The 14,671-nt window shown below is 41.9% G+C and carries 10 protein-coding genes; 7 read left to right on the forward strand and 3 right to left on the reverse strand.

Going from position 1 to position 14,671, the window contains the following annotated elements; genetic code table 11:
• The first annotated feature begins 649 nt into the window (after window positions 1-649).
• Together BM057_RS08010 and BM057_RS08015 are read left to right on the forward strand one after the other, a co-directional pair.
• Window positions 650-2,113 (forward strand): NCS2 family permease, encoded by a 1,464-nt coding sequence (locus BM057_RS08010; RefSeq protein ID WP_092092777.1) that lies wholly within the window; start codon window positions 650-652, stop codon window positions 2,111-2,113.
• A 321-nt stretch (window positions 2,114-2,434) separates the two neighbouring features.
• Window positions 2,435-3,826, forward strand: a complete 1,392-nt coding sequence (locus tag BM057_RS08015) for an L-cystine transporter (RefSeq protein WP_092092780.1) — start codon at window positions 2,435-2,437, stop codon at window positions 3,824-3,826.
• A 725-nt stretch (window positions 3,827-4,551) separates the two neighbouring features.
• On the opposite strand, the gene BM057_RS08020 is transcribed toward BM057_RS08015, so the two are convergent.
• Genes BM057_RS08020 through BM057_RS08030 form a run of 3 tightly spaced genes read right to left on the reverse strand, consistent with a single transcriptional unit; the run spans window position 4,552 to window position 7,362 of the window.
• Entirely contained in the window at window positions 4,552-5,778 is a 1,227-nt protein-coding gene (locus tag BM057_RS08020) for an ABC transporter permease (protein WP_092092782.1), read from the reverse strand.
• 15 nt (window positions 5,779-5,793) lie between these two features.
• On the reverse strand, window positions 5,794-6,483 hold the full coding sequence (locus BM057_RS08025) for an ABC transporter ATP-binding protein (protein WP_092092785.1): 690 nt from the start codon (window positions 6,481-6,483) through the stop codon (window positions 5,794-5,796).
• Window positions 6,484-6,495: 12 nt separating this feature from the next.
• Window positions 6,496-7,362: an efflux RND transporter periplasmic adaptor subunit gene (locus tag BM057_RS08030; RefSeq protein WP_092092788.1), complete on the reverse strand. Its 867-nt coding sequence runs from the start codon at window positions 7,360-7,362 to the stop codon at window positions 6,496-6,498.
• A gap of 444 nt (window positions 7,363-7,806) precedes the next feature.
• Between BM057_RS08030 and BM057_RS08035 the strand changes: the two genes are divergently transcribed.
• The 5 genes from BM057_RS08035 (at window position 7,807) to BM057_RS08055 (ending at window position 14,540) form a co-directional block, all read left to right on the forward strand.
• Window positions 7,807-8,532, forward strand: a complete 726-nt coding sequence (locus tag BM057_RS08035) for a metallophosphoesterase (protein ID WP_092092792.1) — start codon at window positions 7,807-7,809, stop codon at window positions 8,530-8,532.
• Window positions 8,533-8,592: 60 nt separating this feature from the next.
• The gene (locus tag BM057_RS08040; protein ID WP_047390623.1) at window positions 8,593-9,564 is read left to right on the forward strand and encodes an ABC transporter ATP-binding protein; all 972 of its coding nucleotides are present in this window, start codon (window positions 8,593-8,595) and stop codon (window positions 9,562-9,564) included.
• A complete protein-coding gene (locus BM057_RS08045; RefSeq protein ID WP_047390594.1) occupies window positions 9,561-11,078 on the forward strand; it encodes an ABC transporter permease/substrate-binding protein in 1,518 nt (505 codons plus the stop codon). Before BM057_RS08040 ends, BM057_RS08045 begins: the two co-directional genes overlap by 4 nt.
• Window positions 11,075-11,899 carry a metallophosphoesterase gene (locus BM057_RS08050; protein ID WP_092092795.1) on the forward strand — a complete coding sequence of 275 codons (825 nt, stop codon included), beginning with the start codon at window positions 11,075-11,077 and terminating at the stop codon, window positions 11,897-11,899. The genes BM057_RS08045 and BM057_RS08050 overlap by 4 nt, the downstream gene beginning before the upstream one ends.
• 457 nt (window positions 11,900-12,356) lie before the next feature.
• Complete coding sequence (locus BM057_RS08055) at window positions 12,357-14,540, forward strand: Tex family protein (protein ID WP_092092798.1); 2,184 nt, start codon at window positions 12,357-12,359, stop codon at window positions 14,538-14,540.
• The last annotated feature ends 131 nt before the right edge of the window (window positions 14,541-14,671 follow it).

Below are 14,671 nucleotides of genomic sequence, written 5' to 3' on the forward strand. Positions count from 1 at the left end.
GAAGAGAGCAGCGTAGCGCGCATCAAAACATATAACTATTCTTAAAAATGGGGTTCTACAATATTTAACGTTGGTCTGTAAAAAATCAATTTTTTAATGCTAAGCTCGTTAGAAACCTATTTCTAGAAATTTCAGGAGGCGCATAGGGCTACTGATAGCCATGAAAAAAGATGCAACGTGAATCACTTAGTGTTAGGCTTTAGCCGTTACACTAAGTTTGAAGCTTGCAAGCATTGAGATTGAGACGTGATTTTTGGCTCAATGTGTTCTCATGGCTTTCCATCAGCAGCCCATCAACCGTAGGAAATTTCTTTACCAACGTTAAAAGAGGAAGAACCAAAAATGGAATGGAGATTCTCTCTATTCCATTTTTTGCGTTCTGTAAGTTTTAGACGCTGTTTTTTCGTTTGAATCCGTTTTAAAAACGAACAATCGTATAAAGTATTTTATTATTATACGAATAAACGTTGTGTTTTTGTGATAGGACTCCTATAATGAAGATGAAAAAGGCAGAAAACAAGAATTAGCTAACCAATCATTCATCGATCGAAATGATATGAGCGCTTTATTTCTCTGATCGTAGAACGAGGTGAGCTTGTTCTTTATTTTTTTCTTTTAGAATTGAAAAAAGGGAAGGTATAGAGAAAAAATGGAAAATTTCTTTAAGTTAAAAGAAAACAACACGACAGTTTCAACAGAAGTGATGGCTGGCATTACGACTTTCTTTGCCATGTCCTATGTTATTTTTGTAAACCCTGCTGTTCTTTCATTGACGGGCATGCCGTCACAAGCAGTTTTTCTATCAACATTGATTGCTTCAGCTGTAGGAACTTTGATCATGGGACTATTTGCAAATGTTCCTTATGCACAAGCACCGGGGTTAGGTTTAAATGCTTTCTTTACATACACGGTTGTCTTTGGACTAGGTTTTACTTGGCAAGAAGCACTGGCAATGGTTTTTCTTTGCGGATTATTCAATATCTTGATCACAGCTACCAAGATTCGGAAAATGATCATTCGCTCCATTCCTGATACGCTGCAACAAGCAATCGGCGGCGGAATCGGTGTGTTTGTCGCTTACATTGGGATAAAAAATGCAGGATTTATTCAATTTACTTCGGAAGCCGACAGTATCTTGTCTATCAATAACTCAGCTTATGATGCAGCTGCAACCACTTATCAAGGGGGAGTAACAAATGTTGTATCTGGCGGCGGAATTGTTCCAGCTTTAGTCAACTTTACCAATCCTGGAGCTTTGTTAGCATTGGCAGGATTGTTCATTACGATTATTCTAGTGGTGTTAAATGTAAGAGGTGCGATTTTAATTGGGATCCTTGCAACGACCCATCTAGGTATTCCAATGGGGATCGTAGATTTATTGGCTCTTTCTCAATCGAGTAATTCTCTTGGAAATGCTTTTTCTGAATTAGGTATTACGTTTGGCGCTGCTCTTGGAAAAGAGGGAATGCTTTCCTTGTTCAGTGATGCTTCCAAGCTACCTTTAGTGATCATGACGATTTTTGCTTTCAGTTTGACCGATATATTTGATACGATCGGGACATTTATCGGAACCGGCCGTCGTACAGGTATTTTTAGTGAAGAAGATGAAAAAGCTTTGGATGATAGCACAGGTTTTAAAACAAAAATGGACAAAGCGCTGTTTGCGGATGCTGTAGCTACTTCAGTCGGCGCAGTTTTTGGAACTTCAAACACAACAACTTACGTAGAAAGTGCGGCAGGTATCGGTGCTGGCGGAAGAACAGGACTAACAAGTGTGACAGTAGCCATTTTATTTTTACTGATGTCTTTATTTTCACCAATCATTGCGATCGTACCGTCCCAAGCAACTGCTCCTGTTTTGATCGTTGTAGGGATTATGATGATGTCTTCTCTTCTTGAAATCGAGTGGAATGATATGGAAGAAGCTATTCCTGCTTTCTTTGCTTCAATTTTTATGGGATTTGCTTACAGTATTTCTTACGGGATCGCTGCTGGTTTTATCTTCTATGTTTTGATCAAAACCATCAAAGGTAAAGTCAAAGAAATCAATCCGATTCTGTGGGTCTCGACCGGATTATTCATCTTGAATTTTCTGATTTTAGCCTTTATATAATATTTCTTTATCATACTAGAGAGTGCGAAAGGTAAAAATTCGCCTCTCTATTTTTTTGTCAGAAACGAAATTGTTTTTATCCATTCAGTTAAAAAGCTTGATAAAGTAAGGTAGCGCTTAAATTCCTTGGGTATGAAAATAGATGTATAATTTGACCATTTGGTAATTGAAATTTTTTATAAAAACCTTTACTATTTAAGAGTCACTTTATTGCGCATTGCGATATTGGATAAGCATTTCGGAAAAATTTCTTATCGAGGGCCTTTAACCTTTTGACACATTATCTTTCCAAAATTGGAAAGACATTAAAGGGGAGTCGACATGACTACATTTTCTATTATTGTTGTCCTGCTTTTGTTTGCAGCTGTTTTATTTGGCTTATGGCAAATGCAAAAGAAACACGTCAAATTTTCTAATCGTGTTTTTGCCGGGTTAGGTGCCGGTATTGTCTTTGGGGGTGCGCTGCAGCTGCTGTTTGGAGCTCAAGGAGCGATCACAACCGGTTCGATTGAATGGATCAATATTGTTGGAAACGGATATATCGGTTTTCTGCAAATGTTGATCATGCCGCTGATCTTTGTTTCGATCATAGGGGCATTTACGAAAGTCGAAGGAACGAAAAACCTCGGAAAAATCAGTTCTACGGTCTTGATCACTTTGTTGGGAACAACAGCGATCGCTGCCTTTATCGGGATCATGAGTGTACACGTCTTTCATTTAGATGGTGCCGAATTCGTTCAAGGAGCAGTAGAAACACAGCGGATCGAAGAATTATCTGAGCGACAAGCACTAGTTGAAGATTTATCTCTTCCAGAACAAATAACAAACTTTATTCCAAAAAATGTGTTTGCGGATTTAGCTAATACACGCGACACGAGTACGATCGCAGTCGTGATCTTTTCCGCATTTGTGGGTGTGGCTTATCTAGGTGTTGCACGTAAACATCCAGAACAAGCTGATTTCTTTAAAAAAATGATCGACAGTCTTTATGAAATTGTGATGCGTATAGTGACATTGGTTTTGCGTTTGTCACCATACGGAATTTTTGCTTTGATGACAAAAGCGCTAGCTACGAGTGATTTCAAAGCGCTCATCAACTTAGGTGTTTTTGTGATTGCTTCTTATACAGCGATGGCCGTGATGTTCGTGATTCACCTATTGATTATATCTGGGTTTAAAGTTAATCCAGTAACGTATTTGAAAAAAGCCTGGCCTGTATTAAGTTTCGCTTTCACCTCTCGTTCAAGTGCAGGTGCATTGCCGTTGAACATTGAAACACAAACAAAAGCATTAGGGGTTGACCACGCTTCCGCAAACTTTGCCGGAACATTTGGTTTGTCGATCGGACAAAACGGATGTGCAGGCATTTATCCTGCTATGTTGGCAGCTATCGTTGCACCAACAATGGGGATGGATGTCAGTAGTCCAGCTTATATCTTGACGATCATGGCGGTTGTGACGATCAGTTCATTCGGTGTTGCCGGTGTAGGTGGCGGTGCTACGTTTGCTGCCTTGATCGTATTAGGTTCATTAGGATTGCCAGTATCGATCGTTGGGTTGGTTATTTCTGTTGAACCGATCATCGACATGGCACGGACATTCTTGAATGTTAATGACAGCATTATTGCTGGTGTGATTTCATCTAAAACAATCAAACATTTTGATCAAGATATATTGAACGATGAAAATGCAATGATTGAAGCAGATATTTAAGTAAATTAAAAAAATGACGCTATTTTCCTTTTTTGAGGGAAATAGCGTCATTTTGTCTTTTTTTTAGAATGGCTGTCTCTTAATCAGCAGCCATTACCACTACAACGAACACAATAAACTGTAAGGGACTACGTACAAAGTTTGATTCGCTCATGGTGCTGGATTGATAGCACAGATCTTAGCGAAAAGATGCAAAGCGAGCGAAGCGTGGCTTTGCATCCTTAAAAGTCTTTTGGCTTTCTTCCTATCATGCGAGATAGATGTGCTGCAAAACTGCATGGCATTCTATCTTGTGAACGAGTTGCAGGATTTCCGCTCTGAACTTGATCACAGGAGCCTAGTCTGTGAACGAGTTGCAGGATTTCCGTTCCCAACTTGATCACAGGAGCCTAGCCTGTGAACGAGTTGCAGGATTTCCGCTCTGAACTTGATCACAGGAGCCTAGTCTGTGAACGAGTTGCAGGATTTCCGTTCTGAACTTGATCACAGGAGTCTAGTCTGTGAATGAGTTGCAGGCTTTCCGCTCTGAACTTGATCACAGCAGCCTGATCTATGAACGATTCGCAACACAATAGCATTCAACTGATGCTGCTAAACATTCTTTGCGAGTATATGTCTAAAAGCTCATCAATCTGTACTGAACATAGAAAGAGAAGGCTGCTTTCTAAAGAGTGTTCGTTGTAGTGGGCTCTTTGACTCCGTTATTTGCGTTACTGTCTAGGTGATTATTCATAGCGCAGAGCTTCAATTGGATCTAATCGCGCAGCTTTGCGGGCAGGATAAATACCGAAGAAGATACCAACAGCACTAGAAAAGAACAAAACGAGCAGGACTGAGCCAATCGTAATGTTCGGCACGATATCGAGTGCATTAGAAACAACGGAAGCTAAGAAGATTCCTAAAACAAGGCCGATGATACCGCCGATCAAGCACAGGATGACAGATTCCATTAAAAATTGAGCGAGGATCGTTCCTGTAGTGGCCCCTAAAGCTTTTCTTGTTCCGATTTCTCTGGTTCGTTCTGTTACCGAGACGAGCATGATATTCATTACACCGATACCGCCGACCAGCAGTGCGATCGCAGCTACAGCAGCAATGAAGTTAATGAACAAACTCATCACATTATCTACCTGATCTAACGCTTGTAAGAAGTTGGTTGCAGAATACCAGTCTTCACCAACAGCATCATGACGCGTTTCTAAGATTCTTACAGCTTGTTTAGAGACGGATTCGATCGCATCTTTGCTGTCGACTTGGATCGTCAAACTGTTGATTCCTTTGATCGTTGGGTTCATTTTTTCCATAGTGGTCAAAGGAACAGCTGCATAAACCGGCATTTGGCTTAAGTCAAATGAGCCTTGCAGATCTTGAAACGTTCCCTTAACGACACCGATTACGGTCAAATCCGATTGGTTCCCAGCATTATCTGAGATTTTCAGCTGTTCACCTACTACATCTGTTTGACCATTAAATAACGCTGCTGCTGTATCTTCGCTGATAACTGTGACATCTTTACTGTCCAAATAATCACTTTGATTAAAGTAGCGACCATAGACGATCGTGCTGTCCATCGTTTGGTTGATGTATTGCAAGTCGGGCATGCCATAGGAGAGCAGAGCATCTCTTGTATCAAAATCAGAACGAACCGAAGCGCTGGTCGTATTGTTGGCTGACACGCGCTCGATTTCTGGGATGCTTTCTTTTAAAGCTGTCACGTCTGCATCAGTGATGGCCTCACTATCCGTTGCATCATTTGAAACGGATAACGTAATCGTCGAAGCACCTAAATCATTGAAAGTGCCGGTGATCTCTGAAGTTGCTCCGTTCCCGATGCCGAGAATAGCAATAACCGCAGCGATCCCAATGATAATACCTAACATGGTCAAAAAGGAGCGCATCTTATTGGCCAATACACTATCGATCGCCATTTTAAAATTTTCTCTTAGATTCATTTTAGCGGCTCCTTTCTATAAAATCTTTTGTTGTTGCGGATAGTCATCACGAATGACACCGTCTTTAAATAGCACGACTCGTTTCGTATACTCAGCTACTTCAGGTTCGTGCGTAACCATCACGACGGTCGTTCCTTCCGCATTTAATTCTTGGAAGATGCGCATAATGTCTAACGTTGTTTTAGAATCTAGATTTCCCGTTGGTTCATCAGCCATTAAAACGGAAGGTGTATTCACGATTGCACGTGCGATGGCGACCCGTTGTTTTTGTCCGCCGGAGATCTCATTTGGGCGATGTTTCACACGATTGCCGAGACCCACACGTTCTAATGCTTTTACGGCCCGTTCATTTCGTTCTTTTTTTGGTACATTTGCGTAAACCATCGGCAATTCCACGTTTTCTAAGATGGTCATCCGCGGCATAAGGTTGAACGACTGGAACACGAAGCCGATCTCTTTGTTGCGGACATGAGCCCCTTCATTGTCAGATAAGTGGCTGACGTCTTTACCATTCAAGTAATAAGTGCCTGAATCAAAACGGTCGAGCAAGCCTAAAATGTTCATCATCGTTGATTTTCCTGATCCGCTGGGACCCATGATCGCTGTGAACTCGCCTTCTTGAATGCTCAAAGAGATCTTATCTAAGGCTACGAGCGGTTCGCCGCCAGTACGATAGATTTTTGTGATATCTTTTATTTCAATCAACTATGCTCACTCCTATTCTGCTTTTTCCGTTTTGACCGTTACATCTTCTTTGAGGGAATCTTCTGGCGATAGCACCACTGTTTCACCTTTTGATAAACCATCTTTGACCTCGATCTTATTGGCAGATTGCAATCCGATCTCAATAGGGGTAACGTGGACGACATTGTCTTTGACTGTATAGACGAACGGTTTGTTGTCGCTGTTATACACCAAAGCTTCTACTGGTATCGTCAACGCATTTTCAGCTGAAGCAGTGGCGATCTCTACATCAATATCAAAGCCGGCAATCAAGTCTTCCGGTTCTTTGTCAAATGTAAGAACAGCATGCAATGCACGTGTTTCTCCCGTGGCACCTGTTTGCGCAGTAGCCATTGGGTCTACTTCACTGACACGACCCTTATAAATATCCTTGCCGCTAGTCAAAGTAGCTTTTTGGTCTTTTTTGATGAAAGGGGCATCTGTTTTCGTCAAATCAACGCCGACTTGCAGCTGATCTAAGTCAGCCAAAACCACAGCAGGCGTACCTGTTTGCGCACTTGTATCAGGTTCATTTTCTTTTACATTAACCGCTGTAACGGTTCCGTCAAATTTAGCGGGGATAGAGAAGTCGGTGAAAGAGACAAGTTTATCGCCTTTTTCAATTTTATCGCCAACTTTCACCGGCAAATCCGTTACTACTCCTTGACCAAAGACATTTTGTGTATCAGAAGGTTCCACTAAACCACTCAGTGAAACAGTTTCGGTAATCGTATCTTCTTTTGCTTCTGTCACGCGAACGGTGATCTCTTTTTCTTCTTTTCCAGAAAAAAAGATGGCATAACCAATGTAACCGATAGCAGCTAAGCCAACTAAGATACCCAGTATTTTTTTCCAATTCATATGATTCCTTCCTTTCAATTCCTTAAAATCATGGCACTTCTCTATTATAAGACTCCTCTTTTTAAACGTCTATGAAACTGACCAAAATTAAAGAAACCTTTAAACAAGAAAAAATATATGGGCAACAAAAATAAAAAAGGTTCTACAATATTTAACGTTGGTCTGTAAAAATCAATTTTTTTAATGCTAAGCTCGTTAGAATCCTATTTCTAGAAATTTCAGTAGCCCATCGACTGTAGGAAATTTCTTTACCAACATTAAAAGAGGAAGAACCATAAAAAAATGCTTTTTCCATAACTTGATATAAAGTATGTCCAGCGGCGAACATATTTGTGAAAAAAGAAGGGATGGCGTAAAATAAAGAAAATGATGCCCGAAAGCAGCTGAATTATTCTTCCTTTAAATTTTTGATATCCTAATACTAAAAAAAGCGAGGCGATCATCATGAAATCGGAAGTTTTTGCAGTAGGCGATGTTCATGGAGAATATAGCATGTTCAAAGAGATCCTGACGCATTGGAATGAAGAAACGCAGCAGCTGATCTTGATGGGGGACTTGGGCGATCGAGGAGAAGATCCAAAATCTTGTTTTCTACTCGCAAAAGAATTGGTTGAAGAAAAAGGCGCGGTTTGTTTAAGAGGCAATCATGAAGAAATGCTGCTGCGTTTTCTGCAAGAGCCTGAAGAAAATCAAGGCCTTTATTTACTGAATGGCGGAAAAGAGACGATCGAATCTTTTCTTTATACTGGTGTGTTGAAAGAATATTCTGCGACAGCGATCAGTCACTTGTTGAAAAGCCGCTATCCGTTTTTGGAAGACTTTTTAAAGAAACGTCCACGCTACATCGAATGGGGATCTTATCTTTTTGTGCATGCTGGAGTAGACTTGACCAAACAAGATTGGAAGCAGTCGACCGAACAAGACTTTGTTTGGATTCGTGAAGTTTTTTATGATCAGCAAAACCATACCGGAAAGACGATTGTATTTGGTCATACGATCACACCGATGCTGTATGGTGATGGGCGAACAACAGCTATTTGGCAAAAGAACCACCTCATCGGAATTGACGGCGGAGCTGTTTATGGCGGTGTTCTTCATGGGGTAGTCTTTGATCAAAAAGGGATCAAAGCAAATTATCAAGTAAAGAATCCAAAAGGAGCAGGATTGTAAAAATGAATGGAAATAGGAGCAGAGAATGGAATCTTTGCTTCTTTCGGTATAGGAGGAAATATGATTCAATTTGAGAATGTGTCGAAAGCTTATCTAGAAGGCAAACCTGTTGTTTCTAATGTTGATTTGACGATCGAAGACAACGAGTTTTTCGTCTTGATCGGTCCGAGCGGCAGCGGAAAAACGACAACGCTGAAAATGATCAATCGTTTGATCCCGTTGACTACAGGTTACATACGCATCAACGGTAAAATGATCAGCGAATATCCATTGAATGAATTGCGCTGGGACATCGGCTATGTGCTGCAGCAGATAGCGTTGTTTCCGCATATGACGATCGAAGAAAACATTACGATCGTACCTGAGATGAAAAAGTGGCCTAAGGAAAAGATGCAAGAACGTGTAACAGAACTATTAGACAGCGTGGGATTAGAACCGGAAAAATACCGTCATCGGATGCCATCAGAACTGTCTGGCGGTGAACAGCAGCGTGTTGGGATCGTTCGTGCATTGGCAGCTGATCCGGAGATCATATTGATGGATGAGCCTTTCAGTGCTTTGGATCCTATCAGCCGCGCTAGTTTGCAGCAGGATATATTGGAAATGAAACAGAAACTCAATAAAACGTTTGTCTTTGTTACCCATGACATGCGTGAAGCCTTGATGCTGGGAGATCGGATCTGCATTTTCAATCAAGGAGAGATCGTTCAGATCGGTACGCCGAATGAGATCGTGCAGCAGCCGAAAAATGATTTTGTGCGTGACTTCCTCAGATCGGGCAACATTGAGCTGCGACGGGAAAAGACCCTTCGTGATCTGACAGAAGCTGCTTACTTGAATCATGATGCCACCGCAACTGAAGGGCCAGTGCTGCCACTTTCTGCTGAGATCAATGAAGCTATCACAGCATTAGCTGAAACACCGGTGATCCGTTTAGCAGGTGACGGCGGAGAGATCCTAGGGACTGTTTCACATCAACAGCTGCTGGCTTATTTGGCAAATGAAATCGAGGAAAGGCGGGAGCAAGCATGAAGACATTGCTAGAGACTTTCCAAGGTCGAGAAGAGCAACTATGGACTGCACTGCTCCAACACATTGAGCTTTCCTTCATTTCTTTGTTGATTGCAGTCGTCATCGCAGTGCCGTTAGCTATTTACTTGAGTCATCATCGAAAAGCGGCTGCACCTGTTATTCAAGTTGCCGCTGTTTTCCAAACGATCCCCTCACTGGCTTTGTTGGGATTGCTGATCCCGATCGTTGGTATTGGTAGTGTGCCGGCGACGATCGCGTTAGTACTGTATGCTTTGCTGCCCATTTTGCGCAATACATACACGGGGATGGTCGACATCGATCCTTCTTTGATCGAGGCAGCGGATGCAATGGGGATGAACACTTGGCGCAAGCTGATCAAAGTCCAGCTTCCGATGGCGCTGCCCGTGATTATGGCAGGGATCCGAACGGCTATGGTTCTGATCGTTGGTACTGCTACGATCGCAGCCCTGATCGGAGCAGGAGGTCTTGGGGACTTGATTCTTTTAGGGATCGATCGAGGCAACAATACGCTGATTTTATTAGGGGCCATCCCAGCAGCATTGCTGGCGATCGCATTTGATTTTTTACTGGGCAAGTTGGAAAGAATCTCTTTGCGAAAAACACTGACAGTTATTTCTGTCGGTTTAGGCTTGATTGTATTGCTGATCATGATTCCTTGGCTTTCAAATGAACAAAAAGAGATCACGATCGGCGGGAAATTAGGAGCCGAGCCAACGATTATTATGAATATGTACAAAGAATTGATCGAAGACCAGACAGACATTTCTGTAGCGTTGAAACCAAACCTTGGAAAAACAACGTTCAACTTTCAAGCACTGCAATCAGGCGAGATCGATTTGTATACGGAATACACCGGTACAGTATTGGCTACTTTTTTAGATGAATCAGCTGCATCAACAGATCAAAAAGAAGTTTATGAGCAAGCTAGAAAAGGCCTAGAAGAACAATATGACATGACCCTCACTGAGCCGATGGCTTTTAACAACACGTACACACTAGCTGTCACCCCTGCGTTTGCAGAACAATATGATCTTCAAACCATTTCAGACTTACTTCCGATCCAACAGCAGGTAAAAGCTGGCTTTACACTAGAATTTACGGATCGTGATGATGGTTATCCTGGTCTGCAAAAGTTATATGGATTGAATTTTACGAATTTAAATACGATGGAACCAAGCATTCGCTACCAAGCGGTTGGATCAGGGGATATCAACTTGGTAGATGCTTATGCAACAGAAAGCGAAATGGAAACCTATCATTTGATCCAGTTGGAAGATGATAAAGGATTGTTCCCACCTTATCAAGGCGCCGCATTAATAAAAAATGAAACTTTGGAAACTTATCCTGAGTTAAAATCGATACTAGATCAGTTAGGCGATAAAATCACCGACAAAGAAATGCGCGAAATGAATTATGCAGTGGATGTAGAAGACCGCTCAGAAGCAGCAGTTGCGCATGATTATTTAATAAAAGAAGGATTGATTCAAGAATGAAAATAGGTGTCATTTCAGATCTGCATATCGACAGCAACCAAAAGGCGATGAGCCGCGAAAAAGATTTTTCGCGTTCTTTAGCAGATCAGCTGAATCAGCAAGCCGTTGAAGTGCTGCTGCTAGCAGGCGATATCAGTAGCGATTATCGTTTGTCCCAGTCCTTCATCGAAAATGTCAAACAACAAACGAACTGCAAGATTTTATTCGTACCAGGCAATCATGACTTTTGGTCAAGGAAAAACGGCGAGACGGATACGGCAGGCATTTATACCTATTTTAAAGAGCAGGAAGAAAGTATTTTGGAAAGGCCTTTCTTGCTGAACGATGAATGGGCGGTAGTAGGTAATGCCGGCTGGTACGATTATGGCTATGCCGATCAAAAGCAGTACACGAAAGCAGATTTTGACCGCATGAAATATCGTATCGGTGCTTGGAATGACAAATACTATGTGCACTGGAATGAAAAGAACCAAGTGGTAGCTGATTGGATGTTGGGGAAGATTGAAAAAGATTTGCAGCAGATTGGGGAGCGGAAAGTGATTTTAATGACACATGTGGTGACCCACCCGGAATTTGTGGTGCCGTTGCCGAATCGCGTCTATAATTACTTCAATGCTTTTCTAGGCAGTCGTTCTTATGAAACGTTGTATCAAAACCATCCTATTGCTTATAGTATTATGGGGCACGTCCATTTTCGCAAAACTTTTCAAGATAACCAAACGCAGTACATTTGCGCTTGTTTAGGAAACAAAAAACATTGGTCAAATAAAAACGAAATCGAAGCCGAAATCAAACGCACCTTGGTGACTTTCGAGATTTAAAAAAGAGGCGCTGATCTTTAATCGTTCAGCGTCTCTTTTTGTGACCAATGGCTATGAAGAGAACTTTTAAACAAATCGATTCCGGATTTACTAGAACTTGTCCACAGCCCAGGCTCCTGGGGTAGAGACGATCCGGAAAATGGAGCACAATAGATCAAAGAGGAGGGAAAACAAAAGCTCACTTTTGTTTTCCTTTCTAATTTTGTTTTAAAAAATAGGTTAACTTGTTCATAGACTGAGCCTCTGTGATCAAGTCGAGTCTAGATTAGCTGTAACTTGTTCATAGACTGAGCTCCTGTGACCAAGTCGAGAACCAATCTGGACTTCGAGCGAGTAGTACCGGATGAAGCGAGCGTACCTATTTGGTTTGCTCCTGTTTATCGATTTAAATACTTTTGGCGCCTGTTAGCAGGTATGGTAAAATAAGAAAGATCGTGTTTGAGAGAGGAAGAGAGCAGTGACTGAAATGAACGAAACGAATGTCATGACATTATTAGGCGAAGAATTGAAAGGCTATACGAGAAAGCAACTGACGACAGTATTGAATTTGTTGAGTGAAGGGAATACTGTGCCGTTTATTGCGCGTTATCGAAAAGAAATGACGGGCTCGTTAGATGAAGTTCAAATTCGTGAAATCGAAGAACGACATCAGTATATTGAAAATTTGGAAAAACGAAAAGCAGATGTTTTGCATACCATCGATGAACAAGGCAAATTGACTCCTGAATTAAAACGGGAAATTGAAAAAGCAGACAAGATGCAACTGGTAGAAGACTTGTATCGTCCTTATAAACAAAAGCGCCGCACCAAAGCGACGATCGCAAAAGAAAAAGGACTGGAACCTTTTGCGGAGTGGTTGTGGACTTTTCCGCATGCAGATATCCAAGCAGAAGCTGCTCAGTATATCGATGCAGAAAAAGAGGTTGCTTCTGCGGAAGAGGCTTTAGCTGGAGCACACGAAATCTTGGCAGAAACAATCAGTGATGAGCCAAGTTATCGCAAATGGATCAGAAATCACACTTTTAATCATGGTCGGATCGTTTCCACTGCGAAAAACGAAGAAGCGGATGAAAAAGGCGTTTATGAAATGTACTATGATTACAGCGAACCCATCAAGTCTGTTGTTTCACATCGGATTTTAGCCATGAACCGCGGTGAAAAAGAAGATATTTTAAAAGTGGCGGTTGAAATAGATGAAACGCAAATCGATACGTACTTCATCAATCAATTGATGAAAGACTTGACTTCTCCTGCAGCGGCGTATATTCAAGCCGCCTACGAAGACAGCTACAAACGTTTCATCGGACCGGCGATCGAACGTGAAATTCGTTCAGAGCTGACTGAAAAAGCTGAGGAACAAGCGATTGCGATTTTTGGGGAAAACTTGCGAAATCTGTTGCTGCAAGCGCCGTTAAAAGGAAAAATCGTTTTAGGACTAGATCCCGCTTATCGGACTGGTTGCAAGCTAGCTGTATTGGATCCAACCGGAAAAGTGCTGGACATTGACGTGATTTATCCGCACAAACCAGCAAGTGCAGCTAAACGAGAAGAAGCTGCTGTCAAATTTAAAAAAATTATCAAACAGTTTGACGTGGAAATGGTTGCCATCGGAAATGGAACAGCTAGCCGTGAATCAGAGACCTTTGTAGTTGAAAATCTACGCGACCTGGACCAAGAAGTCTTTTATGTGATCGTGAATGAAGCAGGTGCTTCTGTTTACTCGGCCAGCGAAGAAGCACGAAATGAATTCCCTGATCTGCAAGTTGAACAAAGAAGTGCTGTCAGTATTGGCCGCCGTTTGCAAGATCCTTTGGCAGAGCTTGTCAAAATCGAGCCCAAAGCTGTTGGTGTAGGGCAATACCAACACGACGTTTCGCAAAAGCAATTGGCAGAGCAATTAGATTTTGTCGTCGAAACGGCCGTCAACCAAGTAGGTGTCAATGTGAATACCGCGAGCGCTTCGTTGTTGCAGCGGATTGCCGGTTTGACCAGGACAACTGCTAAGAATGTCGTTGTTTTCCGTGAAGAAAATGGCCGTTTTGAAAAGAGAAATCAATTGAAGAAAGTACCCCGTTTAGGACCAAAAGCTTATGAACAAGCAATCGGTTTTCTGCGGATCATCGGCGGCAAGAATGTACTAGATAATACCGGTATCCACCCAGAATCTTACGGCGAAGCAGAACAAATTTTAGCCATCGCTGGCTTGACTTTGGAAGATGTAGGAACGGAAAAAGCGAAAGAAGCTTTAGCCAAATGCCATTTGAAAGAGCTAGAAGAAGCAACTGGATTAGGCAAAGAGACGCTGCAGGATATTCTGGATGCATTAGTGAAGCCAGGACGTGACTTGCGCGATGACATGCCGGCACCGTTGTTGCGCAAGGATGTTTTAACAATGGAAGATTTGAAACCCGGCATGGAGTTGGAAGGGACAGTCCGGAATGTGGTCGACTTTGGCGCTTTCGTAGATATCGGCGTTAAACAAGACGGTCTCGTGCACATTTCAAAACTCAGCAACAAATTTGTCAAACACCCTACAGATGTGGTTGCTGTCGGAGATATCGTGACAGTCTGGGTAGATGATGTTGATTTGAATAAAGGACGCATCTCCCTTACGATGTTGTCTCCAAAAAATGCAGATTAAGTTGGTCATAAACAAGCTTTTATTACCTACTCGAGGGGGTAAACCAATTTGAGTTGGTCATAAGTTAGCTTTTATTACAAACTCAAGAGGGCAAATCAGTTTGAGTTCGTTATAAAGCAGCTTTTATGACA

It is taken from the genome of Pisciglobus halotolerans, assembly GCF_900113675.1.
Classification (GTDB): domain Bacteria; phylum Bacillota; class Bacilli; order Lactobacillales; family Carnobacteriaceae; genus Pisciglobus; species Pisciglobus halotolerans.

Coding starts and splice junctions, on each gene's coding strand:
- BM057_RS08010 (WP_092092777.1), top strand. CDS start 650: ATGGAAAATTTCTTTAAGTTAAAAGAAAACAACACGACAGTTTCAACA.
- BM057_RS08015 (WP_092092780.1), top strand. CDS start 2,435: ATGACTACATTTTCTATTATTGTTGTCCTGCTTTTGTTTGCAGCTGTT.
- BM057_RS08020 (WP_092092782.1), bottom strand. CDS start 5,778: ATGAATCTAAGAGAAAATTTTAAAATGGCGATCGATAGTGTATTGGCC.
- BM057_RS08030 (WP_092092788.1), bottom strand. CDS start 7,362: ATGAATTGGAAAAAAATACTGGGTATCTTAGTTGGCTTAGCTGCTATC.
- BM057_RS08035 (WP_092092792.1), top strand. CDS start 7,807: ATGAAATCGGAAGTTTTTGCAGTAGGCGATGTTCATGGAGAATATAGC.
- BM057_RS08040 (WP_047390623.1), top strand. CDS start 8,593: ATGATTCAATTTGAGAATGTGTCGAAAGCTTATCTAGAAGGCAAACCT.
- BM057_RS08045 (WP_047390594.1), top strand. CDS start 9,561: ATGAAGACATTGCTAGAGACTTTCCAAGGTCGAGAAGAGCAACTATGG.
- BM057_RS08050 (WP_092092795.1), top strand. CDS start 11,075: ATGAAAATAGGTGTCATTTCAGATCTGCATATCGACAGCAACCAAAAG.